The following is an 18648-nucleotide window of genomic DNA, read 5'->3' as shown; positions in this document are numbered from 1 at the left end:
CCCATGCGTCGTCTGCTGAGTCTGGCCATCCTGTGCGCAGTGCCCGGCGCTGCGTTTGCCGAGGAGCAATGCACGTTTTCCGAACCGCGCAGCCTGGAGTTGAAACTGAGCGGAGTGAAGTCGGTGCTGTTCGAGGTCGCCTCCAACGACCTGCATCTGGACGCCGCGCCAGGCAACGGCGGCCGTCTGAGCGGCCGCGCCTGTGCCGCCAGGGCCGACCTGCTCGAGGGCCTGACCGTCACCCAGAAGCGCGTCGGCGACAAGCTGGTGGTGACGCTGGCCGATGATCGCCCGTCGCGCATCTCCATCGGCGACAGCTACGCGTACCTGGACCTGCGTGGCAACGTGCCCGACACGCTGCTGGTGCAGTTCGACGTGGGCTCCGGCGACGCCGAGATCAGCGGCGCGGCTGCAGTGAGTGCCGATGTCGGTTCCGGCGACATGGCCATCCACCGCACCAAGGGCCGGGTGACCGCCAAGGTCGGTTCCGGCGACATCGAACTGGAGGACATGGGGGCATTGCGCGTGCTGGCAGTCGGCTCCGGCGATTTGAAGGCCCGCCGGATTCGCGGCGCGGCCGAGGTCGGCAAGGTCGGCTCCGGCGACGTCAAGCTGCGCGGCGTTGCCGGCCACGTCAAGCTCGGCACGGTCGGCTCCGGCGATGTCGATATCGACGATGTACAGGGCGATGTCGGCGTGGAAGCGGTCAACTCCGGCGCCCTGAGCGTGCACAAGGTGCGCGGCGACGTCAGCGTGGCGCGCAAGGGCAGCGGCGACATCGACGTCAGCGATGTTGCCGGCACCACCCGCGTACCGACCGACAACTGACCACTGCATTGACCATTACTGAGGGGGACTGCTGATGAAACTGTTGATTTGTGCGGTATTGGCGGGTGCGCTGCTGGTCGGTTGCGGCAAGTCCGAACCCACCGTCGTGGTGTCGGGCAAGGCCAACGCGCGCGGGGTGAGCTTCAACGGCAAGAGCCTGACGCTCCACCGCGACGGTCTGCCTGCTGCCACCATCGGCGCGGATGGCGCGCTCAGCATCGCCGGCAAGCCGGTGAGCCTGAACGATGCGCAGCGCCAGGCGATGCGCACTTTCTATGTGCAGATCCAGGGCGTCGCCGAAAAAGGCATCGACATCGGCACGCAGGGCGCGGCCTTCGGTGCACACGCCGCCGGCGAAGCGCTCAAGGGCGTGCTCAGCGGCAACACCGACCAGATCGGCGACAAGATCCAGGCGCAGGCGGAAACCTTCAAACACAATACGATGCAGATCTGCGACCAGCTGGCCACGCTGCGCAACGCGCAGGACGCCGCCGCGCAACTGGTGCCGTCATTCGCGCCGTACTCGACCCTGACCCAGCACGACGTCGACGACTGCCGCAAGTAAGCGCGGCACCGACCGCCGCTGCGCCCCCATCGACGGGCGCAGCGGCGGACCGGAACCGGCTGGAGCGTCGTGTCGATTCTGCGCGCACGCCAGGCAACCGATACCGGCCTGCGACATCTTGTCAGCGGCGCCATGTGCCGCCGGCACTGATCGGCTGCCGGAGCGGGATTACACTAATGCGCTCCCCAGACCCCAGCGACCCCATGAACAAGTTCGTGATGCTTTGCATGGCGCTCCTGCTATGCGCCCTGACCGCCTGTGGCGACCAGTCGTCGCGACGCGCCGAACGCGGCAAGCCGCGCGTTGCCATCACCACCCAGTCGGTGATGATCCGCCGCCCACCGGCCGCCAATGCGGAAATCACTCCGGACGGCACGCTGAAGATCGACGATATCGCACTGCCGCAGAAGAAACCGACGCGCGCCAAATTGCAGTTGCTGTTCGGGCACCTGCAGATGCTGCGCCAGCAGGCCGTCAACGAGGCCGGCGCGGATCCGGAGTACAAGTCGATCAAGCTGACCGCCACGCCGGAGATCCAGCGGCTCAGCGGCGAATTGCTGGACGAGATCCCGTCGCTGCAACCGTATCGCGAGAGCTTCGGCAACGTGCAGGCCGAGCGGCACTGAGTCCTGGCGACGCCGCGGACTCGCGCAAGCCCGTGTAGGAGCGCACCTGGGCGCGACGGGGCTGTATCGACAACGCCCGTCGCGCCCAGATGCGCTCCTACACACACACGCTGTCAGTGATCAGCCACCGCCGCCACTGCTGCCGGCCTGGATGCCACCACGCGTCAGCGCGGCCGGATCCAGCAAACGGCGCATATCCGCCTCAGTGAGCCCACTGTCTTCCAGCGCCACGTCTAGCACCGGGCGCTGCTCCTTGTAGGCACGCTTGGCGATCGCGGCGGCCTTCTCGTAGCCGATGATCGGATTGAGCGCGGTGACCAGGATCGGATTGCGATCCAGCGCCTCGCGCACGCGCTCCTGGCGCACCTTCAAGCCGGCAATCGCGCTGTCGGCCAGCAGCCGCGACACATTGCCCAGCAGGTTGATCGAATCCAGCAGGTTGTAGGCGATCAGAGGCAGGGTCACGTTCAACTGGAAGTTGCCGGTCTGCCCGGCCACGGTAATCGCCGTATGGTGGCCGATGACCTGCGCGCAGGCCATCACGGTGGCTTCGGGAATCACCGGGTTGACCTTGCCCGGCATGATCGAACTGCCCGGCTGCAACGCCGGCAACTCGATCTCGCCCAGCCCGGCCAGGGGGCCGGCATTCATCCAGCGCAGATCGTTGGCAATCTTGATCAAGGCCACCGCCAGCGCATTGAGCTGGCCGGACAACTCCACCGCATCGTCCTGCGCGGCCAGGCCTTCGAACTTGTTGTCGGCACTCTCGAACTTGACCTTGCTCAAGCCCGACAGGGCCTTGGCCACCTTGCCGCCGAAACGCGGATCGGCATTGATGCCGGTGCCGATCGCGGTGCCGCCCAGCGGCAACCGCCGCAGGCGCTTGAGCGAATCGTCGATGCGCTCCTGCGCCGAACTCAGCTGCGCCGACCATGCACCGAATTCCTGGCCGAAGGTCAGCGGCATCGCATCCATCAGATGCGTGCGCCCGGTCTTGACGACCTTCTCCAGCCCCTTGGCGCGCTTGTCGATGGTCTTGCGCAGATGCTTGAGCGCCGGTTGCAGGTGTTCCTGCACCGCAAGCAGCGCAGACACGCGGATCGCGGTGGGCACCACGTCGTTGGAACTCTGCCCGAGATTGACGTGATCGTTGGGATGCACCGCGTCCTTGCCGGCGCGCGTGGCCAGCGTGGCGATCACCTCGTTGGCATTCATGTTGGACGAGGTGCCCGAGCCGGTCTGATAGACATCGATCGGGAACTGCGCGTCATAGGTGCCGTCGGCCACCTGCAGCGCCGCGTCCTGCACGGCCTTGCCGATCGACTTGGGCAGCAGCCCGAGCTCGGCGTTGACGCCGGCCGCGGCGGCCTTGATCAAGCCCAGCGCGCGGATGAAGCCGCGCGGCATCGGCTGGCCGGAGACCGGAAAATTCTGCACGGCACGCTGGGTCTGCGCGCCCCACAAGGCATCGGCGGGCACCTGCAATTGCCCCATGCTGTCGTGTTCGGTCCTGAAACGTTCGCTCATCTGCACTCTCCGCACATGGTTGGTCTGTGGTGATGGATGGCTGGCAGCGGGCGCACCCACGCTGGCGAGACTGCCTACGATACTCGCTCGCGGCGTTGCGACCGTGTCGTCGCAAGCCGTGGGCTAGACTGCCCATCGATCCATACGAGGTACCACGCTGCCATGGGCGACGACCCTGACTGTAGCAACGCATTATTTGTGTCCTTGCTGCCCGCACACCGCCCGACCCCTCACGCGCAACGGCGGACACGCGGCATGACCGCCGCTGCACGGCACCGAGGCCGACGCCATGCTGGGTAATGTGCTGCTGTTGTTCGTCGCGTTGCTGCTGGTGCTGCTGAACGGCTTCTTCGTGGCCGCCGAGTTCGCGCTGGTCAAGCTGCGCCACACGCAGGCGGTGGGCCTGGCGCAAACCAACGGGTGGCGTGGGCGTCTGTTGCTCGGGGTGCATGCGCACCTGGATGCCTACCTGTCGGCCTGCCAGCTCGGCATCACGCTGGCCTCGCTCGGCCTGGGCTGGGTCGGCGAGCCGGCGTTCGCGCACCTGCTGCAGCCGCTGTTCGACAGCGCCGGCCTGTCGCCGGAAGCGGCGCAGTTCACCGCGCTGGCGATCGCCTTCAGCCTGATTTCGTTTCTGCACATCGTGCTGGGCGAACTGGCACCCAAGACCATGGCGATCCGCCGCCCGGAGCGGATGTCGCTATGGACCGCCGCGCCGCTCTACGTGTTCTATTGGCTGATGTATCCGGCGATCTGGGTGCTCAATACCAGCGCCAACCGCCTGCTGCGGGTACTGGGCTGGGGCGATGTGGAACATCAGTCGCATCGCTATTCGCGCGAGGAGCTGATGCTGATCGTCGGCCGCCAGGATCCGAACGCGGCCACGCCCGATCACGGGCTGGCCCTGATGAGCCACGCGCTGGAATTGCCCGACCTGGTCGCCGGCGACCTGATGCGCCCGCGCGAGCACCTGCGCAGCCTGCGCGAGGGCATGACGCTGGAATCGGTGCTGGCCGAGTTCAGCGAGTCGCGCTACAGCCGCTACCCCTGGTTCGACGCCGATGGCGAGCAGGTGCTGGGCATTCTGCATACCAAGGATCTGCTGGTGGCGATGGCGCGCAGCCAGGACCTGGACGATCTGCGTCCGTTGCTGCGCCCGCCCACCCTGCTGACGCTGGAAACCCCGATCCCCAGCGCGCTGGAGCAGTTCCGCACCGGCACCACCCATCTGGCGCTGTGCGTGGAGGACCAGGGCCGCATCCTGGGCTTCTTCACCCTGGAAGACCTGCTGGAGGTGGTGGTCGGCGAGATCGAGGACGAGCACCGCCATGTGGTGCGCGATGCCCCGATCCGCAGCCAGGATGGCTCGCTGCTGGTGGCCGGCAGCACTTCGATCTTCCGCCTGGAGCGCCTGCTCGGCCGGGACCTGAGCGCGCCGGACCACGTCAATTCGGTGGGCGGGCTGATCGTGCACCGGCTGCAGCGGCTGCCCGAAGAAGGCGAGACCCTGGAACTGGACGGCCACGCACTGACGGTGCGGCGCATGGCCGGGCACCGGATCCAGGCGATCACGGTGCGGCCGATCGGCGAAGCCGGCGCCGGGGCGGCGTAGAATACGCACCCCCGCCAGCCTCCCAGTGCCCTGCCCATGTCGGATTCCGCCCTGCTCGCCCTGTCCCCGCTCGACGGCCGCTACGCTTCCAAAGTGGATGCGCTGCGCCCGATCTTCTCCGAATACGGCCTGATCAGGGCACGGGTCAAGGTCGAGATCGAATGGCTGCTGGCACTGGCGGCCGAGCCGGGCATCGCCGAGCTGACGCCATTCTCGGCCGCCGCCACCCAGACCCTGCGCCGCCTGGCCGACGACTTCAGCGTGAGCGACGCCGCACGCGTCAAGCAGATCGAGCGCACCACCAACCACGACGTCAAGGCGGTGGAGTACTTCATCAAGGAACAGCTCAAGGACGATGCGGAGCTGGGTCCGGCGCTGGAATTCGTGCATTTCGCCTGCACCAGCGAGGACATCAACAATCTCAGCTACGGCCTGATGCTGGAGCAGGCACGCCGCGAGGTGCTGCTGCCGACGCTGGACGGCATCACCGCCACGCTGCGCAGCCTCGCCCATGCCCAGGCCGGCCAGCCGATGCTCTCGCGCACGCATGGCCAGACCGCCTCGCCCACCACGCTGGGCAAGGAAATCGCCAACGTGATCGCGCGCCTGGAGCGTCAGCGCAAGCAGATCGCCGCGGTCGAGCTGACCGGCAAGATCAACGGTGCGGTCGGCAACTACAACGCGCACCTGGTGTCGTACCCGGAGCTGGACTGGGCCGCGTTCGCGCAGCGCTTCGTCGAGAGCCTGGGCCTGGTGTTCAACCCCTACACCACCCAGATCGAGCCGCACGACAACGTGGCCGAGATCGGCGACGCCAGCCGTCGCGTCAACACCATCCTGATTGACCTATCGCGCGACATCTGGGGCTACATCTCGCTGGGCTACTTCAAGCAGAAGCTCAAGGAGGGCGAAGTCGGCTCCTCGACCATGCCGCACAAGGTCAACCCGATCGACTTCGAAAATGCCGAAGGCAATTTCGGCATCGCCAACGCCTTGTTCGAGCATTTCTCGGCCAAGCTGCCGATCAGCCGCTGGCAGCGCGATCTCACCGACTCCACCGTCCTGCGTGCGCTCGGCACCGCATTCGGCCACACCCAGGTGGCGCTGGATTCGCTGGCCAAGGGCCTGGGCAAGCTGACCGTCAATCCGCAGCGCCTGGATGCGGACCTGGACGCGGCCTGGGAAGTGCTGGCCGAAGCCGTGCAGACGGTGATGCGTCGCCACGGCCTGCCCAACCCGTACGAACAGCTCAAGGCATTGACCCGCGGCCAGGGCATCACCGCCGCGTCCATGCAGGCGTTTGTCGAGAGCCTGCAGCTGCCGGAGCAGGACAAGCAGCGCTTGCGGGCGTTGACGCCGGGCGCCTACACCGGCCTGGCCGAGCAGCTGGCGCGCGCGATCTGAACCAGCGGCAGTCAACGACCGGCATCGCGACGTTCCATCCAGCCGTCAGGAGGAGTGCCATGGCATTGCGCTCACTGCTGTCTGTGCCCCTGCTGTCCGTGTCCCTGCTGGCATCGGTCGCCTGCGGGAGACAGGCCGCTGCCGCTTCCATCGCTGCCGCGTCGCAAGCGCTGGCAGGCGTGTCGACCACACGGTTGGGTCGGTGCCTTCGCCCAGCGACAGCCAGCTCGCCATCCACTGACCCGCCGATGCCGGCATCCCCCGTGCATGCCGGCCACGCATGGCAGGCACAGTCGCACTGAAATCTCCGCCACACCCGCCAGCAAGGCATCGCATGGCGGGCTGGGCGACAATAAGCCACTCCGCCGGCCGCACAGCGCCGGCCCTCCTGTCGGACCCGTGACACCATGAAAAAGACCGCCACAAAAAAGATCGCCGCCAGGAAAGGCGCGCCGCTGCCCTTCGAGGTCCACGCCACCGGCGACCAGCCCCTGGGCATGCCGGTCGAGCGCTTCCTGCGCAACTACTGGCACAAGCACCCGCTGCTGATCCGCAACGCGTTTGCGGACTTCCAGTCCCCGCTGCAGCCGGAAGACCTGGCCGGCCTGGCCTGCGAAGACGGCGTGCTGGCACGCCTGATCAGCCACGACCGCGCCACCGACGGCTGGGACGTACGCACCGGCCCGTTCCAGGAAACCGACTTCCCCGGCCTGCCCGACCATGACTGGACCCTGCTGGTACAGGATGTGGACAAGTGGGACGCGGACGTGCGCGCGCTGCTGGAACAGTTCCGCTTCCTGCCACGCTGGCGCATCGACGACATCATGATCAGCTTCGCCGCCACCGGCGGCTCGGTCGGCGCGCATGTCGACCATTACGATGTCTTCCTGCTGCAGGGCCAGGGCCACCGCCGCTGGCAGATCGACGCACGCGCGCAACAGGGCCGCAAGGCCGCGCCGCTGGCGTTCCGCGACGATGTCGAGCTCAAGCTGCTGCGCGACTTCAAGCCCACCCACGACTGGGTGCTGGGCCCGGGCGACATGCTGTACCTGCCGCCGCTGGTGCCGCACCACGGCGTTGCCGAAGACGCCTGCCTGACCTTCTCCATCGGCACCCGCGCGCCGTCGTCGGCCGAGCTGATCGGCGACTATCTGGATACGCTGATCGCCGATGCCGACGAGGCCGTGCGCTATCACGACGAAGACCTCAAGGTGCCGGCCGACCCGTACGAGATCGACGTCACCGCGATGAACCGCGTGGTCGAAGCGCTCAATGCCCTGCGCATGAACGACCCGGATCGGCTGGGCGACTGGTTCGGCCGCTTCATGACCACCTACCGCGCCTCCGGCGACGTGGTGCCGGCCCCCGAACCGATCCCGCGCGAGGCGGTCGAGCAGGCACTGGAGGAAGGCGTGCTGCTGCACCGTCACCCCTGGTCGCGGCTGGCTTGGCGGCGCGCCAAGCGTGGCGCCACCCTGTTCTGCAGCGGCCTGGAGTTCGCGCTGTCGGCCAAGGACGCCGCGCGCCTGGCCGCGGCCGAAGAGATCGACGGCACGCTGTATGCGCAGTTGTCCAACCGCGGCCGCGAGGTGGTGCTGGAGCTGCTGGCGCAGGGCCACTACCAGCGCGCCCACGAGGACGCGGAAGACGACATCCAGGACATCGACGACGACCAGGCCCATGGCCTGAGCCTGTCGGCCGACCAGGACGACGCCGAGGCCGACGCGCCGGATGCGGACGACGAGATCGACGCGGAGGCCGACGTCGAGCAGGTCGCCGATACCGCCGACGGCCCGACCCAGGCTGATGAGGACGAACCAGCTGCCGACGCCGACCAGGACGACGACAGCGAGCTCGCCGACGACGCGGCAACGTACGCTGGCGGCGACGGGTCCGACAACCGCGCATGAGCCCCCAGGCCGGCCCGCAGATCGTCTCGCTGGACCCGGCGTCCGACGCCGCGGCCCTGCGTGCGCTGCGCCTGGCCTGCGGCAGCGGCGACAGCGGCGCTGCCGAATGGGACGCACTGGACCCGCTCAGCCTGCACCTGGCCCTGCGCAGCGAGGACGGCCAGCTGATCGGCTCGGTGCGGCTGACCGCGGATCGGCGCATCGACAGGCTCGGCATCCTGCCGGGCTGGCGCCGCCGCGGCCTGGCCGACCAGTTGCTCGCAGCCGCCGTCGCCACCGCGCAACAACGCGGCTGGCCCGGCGTACGGGCCCGCGTCAATGCAGATGCCGGGGCGGTGTTCGCACGCCTGGGCTTCCTGCCGGACACCTCTTCCGACCCGCATCCCGATCGCGCCGCAACGGCGGGCGATCGGCCTGACGGGCCGTTGCACCGCCGTCTCGACGGCCCGATGGCGGTGGACGACCTGCGCGCGGCGCAGGCCGCCTCCACCGGCCTGCTGTGCGCCGCACGCCGCCAGGTCCTGATCTATACGCGGGCACTGGATCCGCCGCTGTTCGACAACGCCGCAGTGCTCGATGCGCTGCGCCGCTTCGCCACCGCCCGCCACGACAAGCGCGTGCAGGTGCTGGTGCAGGACACCGCCATTGCCGGCGCCAGCAGCAGCGCGCTGCTGCGGCTGGCCCAGCGCCTGCCCAGCGTGTTCCGCTTCCGCGCGGTCAGCGATCCGGTCGATGCCAGCTATGCGTCGGCCTATGTGGTGGGCGATGACGCCTACTACTTTCGTCCAACAGGCCATCGCTTCGACGATGGCGAAACCTGGCTGTCGGGCGCGGCGCGCAGCCGCCAGCTGGAGCGCGAATTCGCGCAGATATGGGAGCGCAGCGCGCTCTGGAACGAACCGCGCGCACTCGGCATCTGAGACCGCAGCGCCTTCCGCGCCTGGGCGCCAGGCGGCCGCACCTACCCGCTCGGTCAGCTTGCAGACGCCCCCTCACTGGCGCAAGGGGGTATAATTTTTCGAGATTTGAGACCGACCGATGGGGCATCTCGCCCTGCCGCTTCCGCACAATCATCCCCACAGCAGACCCGACTTACCATCGTGGATAATCTCCTAAAGCAGTTCGCACAGTCATCGCAGCTCGCCGGCGGCAACGCCGCCTATATCGAGGATCTGTACGAGCAGTACCTCGTCGCCCCGGACAGTGTCGACCCGAAGTGGAAGAGCTATTTCGATGGCTTCAAGGGTCGCGATGCCGGTGATGTGCCGCACTCGGCGGCCATTGCCCACATCCTCGCCGCCTCCAAACAGGCCGCCAACGCCGGAACCGGCGCAGGCGCCAGTGACGAGCGCGAGCGCAACGTCGGCCGCCTGATCACCGCCTATCGTGCGCGTGGTCACCTCGGCGCGCAGCTCGACCCGCTTGGCCTGACGCCGCCGGTCAACCCGCCCGATCTGGACCTGCCATTCCACAGCCTGTCGCAGGCGGATATGGACAGTGAGTTCAGCACCGGCGGCGTCGGCGGCCAGCCGCGCATGAAGCTGAAGGATCTGCTGACCCGCCTGAAGGCGACCTACGCCAGCACCATCGGCGCAGAGTTCATGCACATCCAGGAATTCGACCAGCGCCAGTGGATCTACAAGCGTCTGGAAGATGCCGGCGGCAAGATCGCCGGCGACGCGGCCAGCCGCAAGCGCACGCTGGAGCGGCTCACCGCTGCCGAAGGCCTGGAGCGCTACCTGCACACCAAGTACGTCGGCCAGAAGCGCTTCTCGCTGGAAGGCGGCGACGCGCTGATCCCGATGATGGACGAGATCATTCGCCAGTCCGGCAACGATCAGGTCAAGGACATCGTGATCGGCATGGCCCACCGCGGTCGCCTCAACGTGCTGGTCAATACGCTGGGCAAGAACCCGCGCAAGCTGTTCGACGAGTTCGAAGGCAAGTTCGAGCACGCCCACGACGACCGCGCGCACACCGGCGACGTCAAGTACCACATGGGCTTCTCGGCCGATATCGCGGTCGGTGGCGACAAGCAGGTGCATCTGGCACTGGCCTTCAATCCCTCGCACCTGGAAATCGTCGACCCGGTCGTGGTCGGCAGCGTGCGGTCGCGCCAGGAACGCTTCGGCGATGCCGAGCGCAAGACCGTGCTGCCGATCCTGATCCACGGCGATGCCGCATTCGCCGGCCAGGGCGTGGTGATGGAGCTGTTCCAGATGTCGCAGGCGCGCGGTTTCGCCGTCGGCGGCACCGTGCACATCGTGGTCAACAACCAGATCGGTTTCACCACCAGCGCCCGCGACGACGCCCGTTCCACGCTTTACTGCACGGACGTGGCCAAGATGATCGGCGCACCGGTCTTCCACGTGAACGGGGACGACCCGGATGCGGTGATGTTCGTGTCCAAGCTGGCCTACGAATTCCGCCAGCAGTTCAAGAAGGACGTGGTCATCGACCTGGTCTGCTACCGCCGTTGGGGCCATAACGAGGCCGACGAGCCGGCAGCGACCCAGCCGGTGATGTACCAGACCATCCGCAAGCACAAGACCACCCGCGAGCTGTACGCCGCCAAGCTGGAAAGCGACGGCGTGCTGAGCGCCGACGAGGCCAAGGCGCTGGTCGACGGCTACCGCAACAAGCTCGATTCGGGCGAATACACCACCGAGCTGGCGACACGCAAGCCGGACGAATTCGCCATCGACTGGTCTAAGTACCTGGTCGGCACCGCTGCCGATCCGGTCGACACCCGCGTCAAGCGCGAGCAGCTGGATCGTCTGGCCAAGCTGATCACCACGATCCCGGAAGGCGTGGAGCTGCATGCCCGCGTGGCCAAGATCTACGAAGACCGCGTCAAGATGGCCGCCGGCGACCAGGCCGGCGACTGGGGCTTTGCCGAGAACCTGGCCTACGCCACCTTGCTGGCCGAAGGCCACAAGCTGCGCCTGGTCGGCCAGGACGCCGGTCGCGGCACGTTCTTCCACCGTCACGCGATCCTGCATGACCAGAAGACCGACAGCTACTACCTGCCGCTGCGCCAGCTGGTGCAGAACCCCGAGGACGCCACCATCATCGACTCGCTGCTCAGCGAAGAAGCGGTGATGGGCTTCGAGTACGGCTACTCCACCACCGACCCGAATGCACTGTGCATCTGGGAAGCGCAGTTCGGCGATTTCGCCAACGGCGCGCAGGTGGTGATCGACCAGTTCATCGCCGCCGGCGAAGCCAAGTGGGGCCGCATCGCGGGCCTGTCGCTGTTCCTGCCACACGGCTACGAAGGCCAGGGCCCGGAGCACAGCTCCGCGCGTCTGGAGCGCTTCCTGCAGCTGTGCGCGTTGGAGAACATGCTGGTCTGCGTGCCGACCACCCCGGCGCAGTGCTTCCACATGATCCGCCGGCAGATGCGCATGACCACCCGCAAGCCGCTGGTGGTGATGACGCCCAAGTCGCTGCTGCGCCACAAGCTGGCGGTGTCGAGCCTGGAAGAACTGGCGGAAGGCGAGTTCCAGCACCTGATCCCCGACGCCAAGGCCGATGCCGGCAAGGTCAAGCGCGTGGTGCTGTGCTCGGGCAAGGTCTATTACGACCTGCTCGAAGACCAGACCAAGCGTGGCCAGGACGACGTCGCCATCCTGCGCGTGGAGCAGCTGTATCCGTTCCCGCGTGCGCAGCTGGCCGCCGAGCTCAAGGCCTATGCCAACGCCACCGACGTGGTGTGGTGCCAGGAAGAACCGCAGAACCAGGGTGCGTGGTACCAGATCCGCCACCATCTGAACTTCTGCCTGGCCAGCGGCCAGAGCCTGCATTACGCCGGCCGTGCCCGTTCGCCCTCGCCTGCCGCCGGCCATATGGCCGACCACATCGTCGAACAGCAGAAGCTGGTCGCCGATGCGCTACTCAATCCGTTCAACGACCAAGTCGCTGAATAACTCCTCTTCCCCAAAGAACGAAAACCCTAGGACGCTCCCCGAATGGCCACCGAAGTCAAAGTTCCGGTACTGCCCGAATCCGTTTCCGACGCCACCATCGCCAGCTGGCACAAGAAGGCCGGTGAAGCGGTCAAGCGCGACGAGAATCTGGTCGACCTGGAAACCGACAAGGTCGTGTTGGAAGTTCCTTCGCCGGTCGACGGCGTGCTGAAGGAAATCAAGTTCGAAGCCGGCAGCACCGTCACCAGCAACCAGATCCTGGCGATCATCGAGGAAGGCGCCGTGGCTGCGGCCGCACCGGCCGAGGAGAAGAAGGCCGATGCACCGGCACCTGCCGCTGCTGCACCGGCCGCAGCGCCGGCGCCGGCTGCTGCCGCTGCGCCTGCTGCTGCCTCCAAGTCGGCTGCCGATGCGCTGCCCCCGGGTGCGCGTTTTTCCGCGATCACCCAGGGCGTGGATCCGGCCCAGGTCGAAGGCACCGGCCGTCGTGGCGCGGTGACCAAGGAAGACATCGTCAACTTCGCCAAGGCCGGCGGCGTGGGCAAGGCGTCCGGCGCCCGTCCGGAAGAGCGCGTGCCGATGACCCGCGTGCGCAAGACCATCGCCAAGCGCCTGATGGAGTCCAAGAACTCCACCGCGATGCTGACCACCTTCAACGAAGTGAACCTGGCCAAGGTCTCGGCCGCACGCAAGGAACTGCAGGACGAGTTCCAGAAGGCGCACGGCATCAAGCTCGGCTTCATGAGCTTCTTCGTCAAGGCGGCCGCCAACGCGCTGCAGCGCTTCCCGCTGGTCAACGCCTCGATCGACGGCGACGACATCATCTATCACGGCTACAGCGATATCTCGATCGCCGTCTCCACCGACAAGGGCCTGGTCACGCCGGTGCTGCGTAACGTCGAGCGCCAGTCGTTCGCCGACGTCGAGCAGGGCATCGCCGACTACGCCGCCAAGGCGCGCGCCGGCAAGCTGGGCCTGGACGACCTGCAGGGCGGCACCTTCACCATCACCAACGGCGGCACCTTCGGCTCGCTGCTGTCCACCCCGATCATCAACCCGCCGCAGAGCGCCATCCTGGGCATGCACGCGATCAAGGAACGTCCGATCGCCGAGAACGGCCAGGTCGTGATCGCGCCGATGATGTACCTGGCGCTGTCCTACGACCACCGCATCATCGACGGCAAGGATTCGGTGCAGTTCCTGGTCGACATCAAGAATCAGCTGGAAAACCCGGGCCGGATGTTGTTCGGTCTGTAAGAGCCGGGAATCGGGAATGGAGATTGGGGAATGGGCAAGCACCCATCGACCGCTCCATTCCCGCCTTGACTCGGATGGGACGCGAGCGGCGCATGCGCTGTTGCGATTCCCCATTCCCTACTCCCCATTCCCGTGAGCAAATGAAATGAGCGAACAATTCGACGTCGTTGTCATCGGTGCCGGTCCGGCCGGTTATCACGCTGCGATTCGCGCGGCCCAGCTGGGCATGAAGGTCGCCTGCATCGACGCGGCCATCGGCAAGGATGGCAAGCCTGCACTGGGCGGCACCTGCCTGCGCGTGGGCTGCATTCCGTCCAAGGCGCTGCTGGATTCCTCGCGCCAGTTCTGGAACATGGGCCACCTGTTCGGCGACCACGGCATCAGCTTCAACGACGCCAAGATGGACGTGCCCACCATGATCAGCCGCAAGGACAAGATCGTGAAGCAGTTCACCGGCGGCATCGCGATGCTGTTCAAGGCGAACAAGATCACCCCGTATTACGGCTTCGGCCAGCTGCTGCCGGGCAACATCGTCAAGGTCGCCCAGCACGAAGGCGGCGAGATCGAGCTCAAGGGCACCAACGTGATCCTGGCGCCGGGTTCGGAATCGATCGAGTTGCCGTTCGCCAAGTTCGAAGGCGACACCATCGTCGACAACGTCGGCGGCCTGGATTTCACCGCCGTTCCCAAGCGTCTGGCAGTGATCGGCGCCGGCGTGATCGGCCTGGAGCTGGGCAGCGTGTGGAAGCGCCTGGGCGCCGAGGTCACCATCCTCGAGGCACTGCCGGACTTCCTGGCGCTGGCTGATGCCGAGGTGGCCAAGACCGCGCTGAAGGAGTTCAAGAAGCAGGGCCTGGACATCAAGCTCGGTGCCAAGGTCAGCAAGACCGAGATCACCGGCAGCGGCGATGCCAAGCAGGTGGTGGTCAGCTATACCGACGCTGCCGGCGAGCAGACCCTGACCGTGGACAAGTTGCTGGTGGCCGTGGGACGCAAGGCCGCGACCAAGAACCTGCTGGCCGAGGGCACCGGCGTCAAGCTCAACGAGCGTGGTCAGATCGAAGTGGACGGGCATTGCCACACCGGCGTCGATGGCGTGTGGGCGATCGGCGACTGCGTGCGCGGCCCGATGCTGGCGCATAAGGGCTTCGAGGAAGGCATCGCGGTGGCCGAGCTGATCGCCGGCCTGCCCGGCCACGTCAACTTCGACACCATCCCGTGGGTCATCTACACCGAGCCGGAGATTGCCTGGGTCGGCAAGACCGAGCAGCAGCTCAAGGCCGAAGGCGTCGCCTACAAGGCCGGCAGCTTCCCGTTCGCGGCGATCGGCCGTGCGGTGGCCATGGGCGAGCCGGCCGGCTTCGTCAAGGTCATCGCCGACGCCGAGACCGACCGTGTGCTGGGCATGCACCTGGTCGGCGTGGGCGTGTCCGAGCTGGTGCACGAAGGCGTGCTGACGATGGAATTCAACGGCTCGGCCGATGACCTGGCCCGCATCTGCCACGCGCACCCGACGCTGTCCGAGGCGGTTCACGATGCCGCGATGGCAGTGAGCAAGCGCGCGATCCATAAGGCTAACTGACCGGGATTGGTGGATTCGGGATTGGGGATTCGCAACCGCGACTCCTGGTCCCGGCCCTCTCCGGCAATGGCATGGCGCCGGGTGAAAACCCGGCGTTATCTTTTTCAAGCCCGGCAAGAACTCAGACAATCAGCGCCCCCTCCGCCGACTGCAGCACGAGCAATCAGCGCAGCGCCACCTCGCTTTTACCAATCCCCAATCCCAACTCCCGAATCCCATGAAAAGCATCTGCGTCTACTGCGGCTCCAATGCCGGCAACAAACCCGCCTACGCCGAGCGTGCCACTGCGTTGGGGCAGCGCATCGCCGCGCAGGGACTGCGGTTGGTGTATGGCGGGGGCAACGTCGGCCTGATGGGCACCGTGGCCAATGCGGTGCTGGCAGCCGGTGGCGAGGTGACCGGCGTGATTCCGCAGCAGCTGGCCGATTGGGAAGTGGCGCACCGTGGGCTGACCACGCTGGAAATCGTCGGCTCCATGCATGCGCGCAAGATGCGCATGTTCGAGCTGTCCGATGCGTTCGTCGCCCTGCCCGGTGGCTTCGGCACCATGGAAGAGATCTTCGAGATGCTGACCTGGCGGCAGCTGGGCATCGGCAACAAGCCCTGTGCGTTCCTGGATATCGAAGACTTCTACGCGCCGCTGATCGGCATGATCGACCGCATGGTGGAAGAACGCTTCCTGCATCCGGACCAGCGCACCGACCTGTGGTACGGCGCCGACATCGAGCAGATGCTGGAGTGGATGCAGCACTACACGCCGGCGCAGGCCTCCAAGTGGATCGACGAGAAGCGCCGCTCCACCCTGGTGTAAAACGGCAGCGCCTGCGCTAACCGTCCTTGGGACTGCGCGCGCCCATCGCGCGCCCAGCCCGTCTCAATGCATCATCGAACACCCTCGATCTGCCGGCTTGCAACGGCAGTCACGACGGCCGCAGCGTCCGGCACGACCGGCTCGCATAGAATGGCGACGATGCTCGATACCCTCGCCGCTGACGCGCACCACAGCCTGGACATCAAGCACAGTCGCTTTGTGGCCAATGCTGCGGCACTGGACTCTCCCGCGCAGGCGCTGGAGATCGTGCAGCGCGTGTCCGTCGCCGATGCCACCCACAATTGCTGGGCCTATCGCTACGGGCAGGACTACCGGTCCAGCGACGATGGCGAGCCCAGCGGCACCGCCGGGCGGCCAATCCTCGCGGCCATCGACGGCCAGGGCTACGACCGCGTGGTCGTGGTGGTCACCCGTTGGTATGGCGGCATCAAGCTCGGTGCGGGCGGTCTGGTGCGTGCCTACGGCGGCACCGCAGCCGAATGCCTGCGGTTGGCGACGCGACAGCCGTTGATTGCGTTGTCGCTGCTCGATCTGCAGTGTCAGTTCGACGACCTGGGCCTGGTGCATGCTGCCTTGAGCGCCTTCCGCGCCGACAAGCTGGATGAACGCTTCGATGCGCAGGGCGCCGCGCTGCGCGTGCAACTGCCTGCCGATCAACTGGCCAGCTTGAAAACACGCCTGTGCGACGCCACTCGCAACCGTGTCCATCTCTCATCACCGGAAGCCGCATGAACCAGCCAGCCGCCGCCAGGCCCAACCCATTGCGGAAGCTTGGCAGCCTGCGCACCCTGTGGCCGTTCGTGCAGCGCCAGCGTGGCCTGTTCGCCGCCTGGCTGATCGCACTGGCCATTTCCTCGGCCGCCACATTGAGCCTGCCGGCGGCAGTCAAGCAGATGATCGACCATGGGTTTTCCGGCGGCTCGCAGATCAACCACGCCTTCGCGCTGCTGTTCGCCGTGGCGGTGGTGCTGGCGGTGGCAACGGCCGCGCGCTTCTATTTCGTCGCGCTGCTGGGCGAAAAGGTGGTCGCCGATCTGCGCGGCCGCCTGTATGCGCATCTGATCGGGCTGGACGCCGGCTTCCATGATCGCAGCCGCAGTGGCGAGCTGGTGTCGCGGCTGTCGGCCGACAGCGAGCTGCTGCGCGGGGTGATCGGCACCACCATGTCGGTGGCGCTGCGCAGCTCGGTCACGGTGATCGGCAGCATGGTGATGCTGTTCGTCACCAGCCCGCGGCTGGCCGGCTTCACCCTGATCGGCATTCCGCTGGCGGTGCTGCCGATCGTGCTGGGCGCACGCCGCCTGCAGAAGATCTCGCGCGCCAGCCAGGACCGCGTGGCCGATGCCAACACGCTGGCGGCCGAAACGCTGGGCGCGGTGCGCACCGTGCAGGCGCATGCGCGCGAGCGCTACGAGAGCCAGCGTTTCAGCCAGGCCCTGTTCGCCGCGATCGATACCGCGCGGCTGCGCATCCGCACCCAGGCCATGGTCACTGCGGTGGCGATCATGCTGATCTTCGGCGCCATCGTCGGTGTGCTGTGGCTGGGCGCGCACGATGTGATCGCCGGACGCATGACGCCCGGCACGCTGGGACAGTTCGTGCTGTACGCACTGATCGGTGGCGGCTCGGTGGGTGCGCTGGCCGAGGTCTGGAACGAGTTGCAGCGCGCGGCCGGCGGCATGGGCCGGGTCGGCGAATTGCTCGACGAGCAGCCGGCGATCGTCGCGCCGGCCACGCCGCAGCCCTTGCCGCAGCCGCTGCGTGGTGCGATCCATTTCGACCAGGTGGTGTTTCATTATCCGCAGCGCCCCGATGCGCCGGCGCTGGACGGCTTCGACCTGCATGTCCATCCGGGCGAAACCGTGGCGCTGGTCGGGCCCTCCGGTGCCGGCAAGAGCACGGTGCTGGCGATGTTGCTGCGCTTTCACGACCCTGTCAGCGGCAGACTGCGCATCGACGAGGTGGACCTGCGCCAGACCGACCCGGTGCTGCTGCGCGAACGGATTGCATTGGTGCCGCAGCAACCCACGCTGTTTGCCGCCAGCGCCGCCGACAACATCCGCTACGGGCGCCTGGACGCCAGCGACGCGGAGGTGCAAGCCGCCGCGGCGGCCGCCGAGGCCGATGGGTTCATCCGCGCCCTGCCGCAGGGCTACGCCAGCGAACTCGGCGAACGCGGCACGCGCCTGTCGGGCGGCCAGCAACAGCGTGTGGCGATCGCGCGCGCCCTGCTCAAGGACGCGCCGATCCTGCTGCTGGACGAGGCCACCAGCGCGCTGGATGCGCAGAGCGAACGCGCGGTGCAGCAGGCGCTGGACCGCTTGATGGAAGGCCGCACCACGCTGGTCATCGCCCATCGCCTGGCCACCGTGCTCAAAGCCGACCGCATCGTGGTGATGGAGGCCGGCCGCATCGTCGCGCAGGGCACGCATGCACAATTGATCGCCGAAGGCGGCCTGTACGCCGAACTGGCGCGGCTGCAGTTCATCGATCAGTGACGCCTGGGTGACACCGGCATGTGCTGTCATGCCGGGGTATCCGCGGCAGCGGCCCGGGCCGACCCTGCGCCCCCACGC

At 67.1% G+C, this 18648-nt stretch carries 14 protein-coding genes; 13 read left to right on the top strand and 1 reads right to left on the bottom strand.

Annotated elements, in window-relative coordinates; genetic code table 11:
• The first annotated feature begins 3 nt into the window (after positions 1–3).
• The 3 genes from EO170_RS14965 to EO170_RS14955 all read left to right on the top strand — a co-directional run bounded on the left by EO170_RS14965 (position 4) and on the right by EO170_RS14955 (position 2019).
• Positions 4–828 (top strand): DUF2807 domain-containing protein, encoded by an 825-nt coding sequence (locus EO170_RS14965; RefSeq protein ID WP_104648404.1) that lies wholly within the window; start codon positions 4–6, stop codon positions 826–828.
• A 34-nt stretch (positions 829–862) separates the two neighbouring features.
• Complete coding sequence (locus EO170_RS14960) at positions 863–1393, top strand: DUF2884 family protein (RefSeq protein ID WP_126946104.1); 531 nt, start codon at positions 863–865, stop codon at positions 1391–1393.
• A gap of 203 nt (positions 1394–1596) precedes the next feature.
• Positions 1597–2019, top strand: a complete 423-nt coding sequence (locus EO170_RS14955; RefSeq protein ID WP_164741057.1) for a hypothetical protein — start codon at positions 1597–1599, stop codon at positions 2017–2019.
• 120 nt (positions 2020–2139) lie between these two features.
• On the opposite strand, the gene EO170_RS14950 is transcribed toward EO170_RS14955, so the two are convergent.
• Positions 2140–3546, bottom strand: coding sequence for a class II fumarate hydratase (locus EO170_RS14950; RefSeq protein WP_126946098.1), 1407 nt, complete (start codon positions 3544–3546; stop codon positions 2140–2142).
• 289 nt (positions 3547–3835) lie between these two features.
• On the opposite strand from EO170_RS14950, the gene EO170_RS14945 reads away from it, so the two are divergent.
• The 10 genes from EO170_RS14945 to EO170_RS14900 all read left to right on the top strand — a co-directional run bounded on the left by EO170_RS14945 (position 3836) and on the right by EO170_RS14900 (position 18570).
• On the top strand, positions 3836–5158 hold the full coding sequence (locus tag EO170_RS14945; protein ID WP_119129076.1) for a hemolysin family protein: 1323 nt from the start codon (positions 3836–3838) through the stop codon (positions 5156–5158).
• Positions 5159–5194: 36 nt separating this feature from the next.
• Positions 5195–6562, top strand: coding sequence for an adenylosuccinate lyase (gene purB / locus EO170_RS14940; protein ID WP_126946095.1), 1368 nt, complete (start codon positions 5195–5197; stop codon positions 6560–6562).
• Between the two features lie 431 nt (positions 6563–6993).
• Positions 6994–8472, top strand: a complete 1479-nt coding sequence (locus EO170_RS14935) for a cupin domain-containing protein (protein ID WP_164741066.1) — start codon at positions 6994–6996, stop codon at positions 8470–8472.
• Complete coding sequence (locus EO170_RS14930; protein ID WP_126946089.1) at positions 8469–9392, top strand: GNAT family N-acetyltransferase; 924 nt, start codon at positions 8469–8471, stop codon at positions 9390–9392. The genes EO170_RS14935 and EO170_RS14930 overlap by 4 nt, the downstream gene beginning before the upstream one ends.
• 105 nt (positions 9393–9497) lie before the next feature.
• Complete coding sequence (locus EO170_RS14925) at positions 9498–12401, top strand: 2-oxoglutarate dehydrogenase E1 component (protein ID WP_180496936.1); 2904 nt, start codon at positions 9498–9500, stop codon at positions 12399–12401.
• A gap of 42 nt (positions 12402–12443) precedes the next feature.
• Positions 12444–13658: a dihydrolipoyllysine-residue succinyltransferase gene (sucB, locus tag EO170_RS14920; protein WP_104582743.1), complete on the top strand. Its 1215-nt coding sequence runs from the start codon at positions 12444–12446 to the stop codon at positions 13656–13658.
• A 145-nt stretch (positions 13659–13803) separates the two neighbouring features.
• Positions 13804–15240 carry a dihydrolipoyl dehydrogenase gene (gene lpdA, locus EO170_RS14915; RefSeq protein ID WP_119129070.1) on the top strand — a complete coding sequence of 479 codons (1437 nt, stop codon included), beginning with the start codon at positions 13804–13806 and terminating at the stop codon, positions 15238–15240.
• A 217-nt stretch (positions 15241–15457) separates the two neighbouring features.
• A complete protein-coding gene (locus EO170_RS14910) occupies positions 15458–16051 on the top strand; it encodes a TIGR00730 family Rossman fold protein (RefSeq protein ID WP_126946086.1) in 594 nt (197 codons plus the stop codon).
• A gap of 150 nt (positions 16052–16201) precedes the next feature.
• Complete coding sequence (locus tag EO170_RS14905; RefSeq protein ID WP_164739029.1) at positions 16202–16804, top strand: YigZ family protein; 603 nt, start codon at positions 16202–16204, stop codon at positions 16802–16804.
• Positions 16801–18570, top strand: a complete 1770-nt coding sequence (locus EO170_RS14900) for an ABC transporter transmembrane domain-containing protein (RefSeq protein WP_104648392.1) — start codon at positions 16801–16803, stop codon at positions 18568–18570. Before EO170_RS14905 ends, EO170_RS14900 begins: the two co-directional genes overlap by 4 nt.
• Positions 18571–18648 lie beyond the last annotated feature (78 nt).

Source organism: Xanthomonas sp. BRIP62409, assembly GCF_003992965.1.
In the GTDB taxonomy this organism is placed as follows: domain Bacteria; phylum Pseudomonadota; class Gammaproteobacteria; order Xanthomonadales; family Xanthomonadaceae; genus Xanthomonas; species Xanthomonas euroxanthea.
Note: the sequence above shows the minus strand (reverse complement) of the source record. Positions and strands in the feature narration are given on the sequence as shown.

Excerpts from the sequence above, each read along its gene's own strand:
- EO170_RS14965 (WP_104648404.1), top strand. The coding sequence starts at position 4 with ATGCGTCGTCTGCTGAGTCTGGCCATCCTGTGCGCAGTGCCCGGCGCT.
- EO170_RS14960 (WP_126946104.1), top strand. The coding sequence starts at position 863 with ATGAAACTGTTGATTTGTGCGGTATTGGCGGGTGCGCTGCTGGTCGGT.
- EO170_RS14955 (WP_164741057.1), top strand. The coding sequence starts at position 1,597 with ATGAACAAGTTCGTGATGCTTTGCATGGCGCTCCTGCTATGCGCCCTG.
- EO170_RS14950 (WP_126946098.1), bottom strand. The coding sequence starts at position 3,546 with ATGAGCGAACGTTTCAGGACCGAACACGACAGCATGGGGCAATTGCAG.
- EO170_RS14945 (WP_119129076.1), top strand. The coding sequence starts at position 3,836 with ATGCTGGGTAATGTGCTGCTGTTGTTCGTCGCGTTGCTGCTGGTGCTG.
- purB (WP_126946095.1), top strand. The coding sequence starts at position 5,195 with ATGTCGGATTCCGCCCTGCTCGCCCTGTCCCCGCTCGACGGCCGCTAC.
- EO170_RS14930 (WP_126946089.1), top strand. The coding sequence starts at position 8,469 with ATGAGCCCCCAGGCCGGCCCGCAGATCGTCTCGCTGGACCCGGCGTCC.
- sucB (WP_104582743.1), top strand. The coding sequence starts at position 12,444 with ATGGCCACCGAAGTCAAAGTTCCGGTACTGCCCGAATCCGTTTCCGAC.
- lpdA (WP_119129070.1), top strand. The coding sequence starts at position 13,804 with ATGAGCGAACAATTCGACGTCGTTGTCATCGGTGCCGGTCCGGCCGGT.
- EO170_RS14910 (WP_126946086.1), top strand. The coding sequence starts at position 15,458 with ATGAAAAGCATCTGCGTCTACTGCGGCTCCAATGCCGGCAACAAACCC.
- EO170_RS14905 (WP_164739029.1), top strand. The coding sequence starts at position 16,202 with ATGGCGACGATGCTCGATACCCTCGCCGCTGACGCGCACCACAGCCTG.
- EO170_RS14900 (WP_104648392.1), top strand. The coding sequence starts at position 16,801 with ATGAACCAGCCAGCCGCCGCCAGGCCCAACCCATTGCGGAAGCTTGGC.